Genomic DNA, 3,220 nt, shown 5'->3' on the forward strand with positions numbered 1-3,220 from the left:
CTGCTCGCGGTCGCGCCCCAGGTCCTGCCCTCGCCGTGGCGCGTGGTGGAGCAGGGCTGGGCGAACCGCGCGGCGCTCTGGACCAACACCGTGCCGACGCTGCAGGTCACGGCGGTCGGGTTCGCCGTGTCGCTGGCGGTCGGCTGGGCGCTGGCGATCGTCGTCGACTTCTCGCCGTGGCTGCGCCGGGCGCTGATGCCGCTGCTGGTCGCCTCCCAGACGCTGCCGATCATCGCGATCGCGCCGCTGATGATCCTCTGGTTCGGCTTCGGGCTGCTGCCGAAGGTGCTGGTGATCGCGCTGGTCACCTTCTTCCCGATCGTCGTCGGACTCGTCGAGGGGTTCGCCCGGACCGATCCCGAGGCGTCGAACCTGTTGCGCAGCATGGGCGGGAGCCGCCGGGCTGAGTTCCGGTACGTCCGGCTGCCGGGTGCGCTGCCCTCCTTCTTCACCGCGCTGCGGATCGCCATCACCTATGCCGTGACGGGCGCGATCTTCGCCGAGTACGTGGGTGCGCGGTCCGGGCTGGGGATCTTCATGAACCAGCAGAAGAACTCCTTCCGCACCGACCTCGTGCTGGCGGCGGTGGGGGTGTCGGCGGTGCTGACCCTGGCGCTGTTCGCCCTGACCTTCCTGGTCCAGCGCGCGGTCGCGCCGTGGGTTCGCCGATGAAGATCACGGTCCGCGGCGTCGAGCTCGCGTACGGCGACCTCCCCGTGCTCGACGGCGTGTCCTTCGACGTCGCGCCGGGGGAGTTCGTCTCGATCCTCGGCCCCAGCGGATCGGGCAAGAGCACCCTGTTCGGCGTGCTCGCCGGCCTCCTGGAACCCGACGCCGGGGAGGTCCTCGTCGACGGCGCTCCCGCGGCCCGCGACACCTTCGCCTACATGCCGCAGAAGGACCTGCTCTTCCCGTGGCGCAGCGTGCTGGACAACACCACGCTCGGCCTGGAGGTCGCCGGGATGCGACGCCGGGAGGCCCGAGCGCGCGCCCGGGCCCTGTTCGGCCCGTTCGGGTTGGCGGGCTTCGAGGACTCCCGCCCGGAGGAGCTCTCCGGCGGCATGCGCCAGCGCGCGGCGCTGCTCCGCACCGTCGTCCAGGACCGCGAGGTCCTCCTGCTCGACGAGCCCTTCGGTGCCCTGGACTCGCTGACCCGCACCGCGATGCAGGAGTGGCTGGCGGAGGTCCGCGAGCGGTTCGGCTGGACCGTCCTGCTGATCACGCACGACGTCCGGGAGGCCGTCTTCCTCTCCGACCGCGTCCTCGTGCTGTCCCCGCGGCCCGCCCGGGTGCGCCACGAGCTGACGATCGACCTACCCCGTCCCCGGGCGGTCACGGGGGCGGCCGCGGTCGAGGCCGAGCTGCTCGCCGCCCTACGCTGAGACGGTGCAGATCACGACCGGCGCGCTCAAGCACGGGATCGGGGAGGAGACGATCCGTGCGGTCGTCGCCGCCCCGTTCCGCGCCGTGCCGCAGGGCGAGCGCACCCTGCTGATCGGCGTGGCCCCGACGCGGGACCTGCTCGAGGTGGTCGTCGAGGGGGACCGGGTGGTGCATGCGATGCGGCTCCGACCCAAGAACTACGATCACCTCCGCCCGGTTTGACCCCTTCCGGTGGCCGCACTCACCCCCGCGGCTGACGGGCGACCACGTAGGGTCGTGCGCGGTCGTCGAGAGGTGGAGACGTGAGCGGTGGTAACGAGCCGGAGGGCCCGGCCGTCGTCGTGGTCGGCATCGGCGCCGACGGCTGGTCGGGACTCGCGGGCAACGCCCAGGAGACGTTGGCCGCCGCCGAGGTGATCCTGGGCGGCCCCCGGCAGCTCGACCTCGTGGCGGGCAAGGTATCGGCGGAGCTGGTGGCGTGGCCGTCGCCGCTGGTCCCGGCCCTGCCGGGGCTGCTCGCGCAGTTCGCGGGCCGGCGGCTCTGCGCGCTGGCCTCGGGCGACCCGATGTTCTTCGGCCTCGGGGCCACGCTGGCCCGCACCCTCGGCGCGAGACACCTGCACGTGATCGCGCACCCGTCGTCGACCACGCTCGCCTGCGCGCGTCTGGGCTGGCCCACGGAGGACGTGGACGTGGTGAGCGTCGTCGGGCGGCCCGTCGAGCGGCTGCGGCGCACGGTCGCCCCCGGCCGACGCGTGCTGGTCCTGTCGGCGGGCGCCGCCTCGCCCGCGCAGATCGCGGCCCAGCTCACCGCGGACGGCTTCGGCCCCAGCAGGCTCACCGTGCTCGAACAGCTCGGCGGGCCTGCCGAGCGGACCTACTCCGGCATCGCGCGGGACTGGCTGCACCCCGAGGGGGATGCGCTCAACGTCGTCGCGATCGAGTGCGTCGCCGCGCCCGGCGCGCGGGTGTTCGGCGAGGTCGCCGGGCTGCCGGACGAGGCCTACGCCCACGACGGCCAGCTCACCAAGCGCGAGGTCCGGGCGGTCACCCTCGCCCACCTGGCCCCGCGCCCGGGCGAGACGTTGTGGGACGTCGGCGCCGGTGCGGGCAGCATCGCGATCGAGTGGATGCGCGCGCACCCCTCCTGCTGGGCGGTCGCCGTCGAGTCCGATCCCGTTCGCGCGCAGCGGATCCAGGGCAACGCGGCGGGGCTGGGCGTGCCCACGCTCCGCGTCGTGACCGGCCCGGCGCCCGAGGCGCTCCGCGAGCTCCCGGTGCCCGACGCGATCTTCATCGGGGGCGGGCTCACGCGCGAGGGCGTGCTCGACACCTGTTGGGCCGCATTGCCTCCGGGCGGTCGGCTGGTCGCCAACGGGGTCACGGTGGAGTCCGAGTCCGCCCTCGCCGTCGCACACCGGCGGTTCGGGGGTTCGCTCGTGCGGATGCAGGTGTCGAGGGCGGAGCCGGTCGGCGGGTTCCTCGGCTGGCGGCCCGGGATGTCGGTCACCGTCTGGAGCACCGTGAAGTGACGGTCCACTTCATCGGGGCGGGTCCCGGCGCGGTCGACCTGCTCACGCTGCGGGCGCGCGACCTGATCGCCGCGTCGCCCGTCTGCCTCTACGCGGGCTCGCTGGTCCCGCCGGAGATGCTCTCGCTGTGCCCGCCCGCGGCTCGCACGGTCGACACGGCGCTGATGACGCTCGCCGAGATCGTCGAGGAGATGGTGCGGGCCCACGAGCACGGGCTAGACGTCGCCCGGCTGGCCAGCGGCGACCCCTCGGTGTTCTCGGCGATGGCCGAGCAGATGCGCAGGCTGGACGCGGCGGGCGTGCCC

General features: G+C 74.0%; 5 protein-coding genes. All 5 read left to right on the forward strand.

Annotation, left to right across the window (positions count from 1 at the left end):
- The coding region (locus tag H5J29_RS26645; protein ID WP_220187973.1) for an ABC transporter permease at nt 1-672 on the forward strand (672 nt) is incomplete at its 5' end.
- Nucleotides 669-1,382 carry an ABC transporter ATP-binding protein gene (locus tag H5J29_RS26650; RefSeq protein WP_181783758.1) on the forward strand — a complete coding sequence of 238 codons (714 nt, stop codon included), beginning with the start codon at nt 669-671 and terminating at the stop codon, nt 1,380-1,382. The genes H5J29_RS26645 and H5J29_RS26650, both read left to right, overlap by 4 nt.
- 4 nt (nt 1,383-1,386) lie before the next feature.
- Nucleotides 1,387-1,605: a hypothetical protein gene (locus tag H5J29_RS26655; protein WP_181783759.1), complete on the forward strand. Its 219-nt coding sequence runs from the start codon at nt 1,387-1,389 to the stop codon at nt 1,603-1,605.
- An 80-nt stretch (nt 1,606-1,685) separates the two neighbouring features.
- The gene (gene cbiE, locus H5J29_RS26660; protein WP_181783760.1) at nt 1,686-2,915 is read left to right on the forward strand and encodes a precorrin-6y C5,15-methyltransferase (decarboxylating) subunit CbiE; all 1,230 of its coding nucleotides are present in this window, start codon (nt 1,686-1,688) and stop codon (nt 2,913-2,915) included.
- A partial coding sequence (locus H5J29_RS26665; protein ID WP_312858426.1) for an SAM-dependent methyltransferase occupies nt 2,912-3,220 on the forward strand: 309 nt, incomplete at its 3' end. The genes cbiE and H5J29_RS26665, both read left to right, overlap by 4 nt.

The sequence above is a fragment of the Pseudonocardia pini genome (assembly GCF_013870575.1).
Classification (GTDB): domain Bacteria; phylum Actinomycetota; class Actinomycetes; order Mycobacteriales; family Pseudonocardiaceae; genus Pseudonocardia; species Pseudonocardia pini.

Bases quoted from the DNA above. Each gene is read 5' to 3' on its own strand.
- H5J29_RS26650 (WP_181783758.1), top strand. From the start codon at position 669: ATGAAGATCACGGTCCGCGGCGTCGAGCTCGCGTACGGCGACCTCCCC.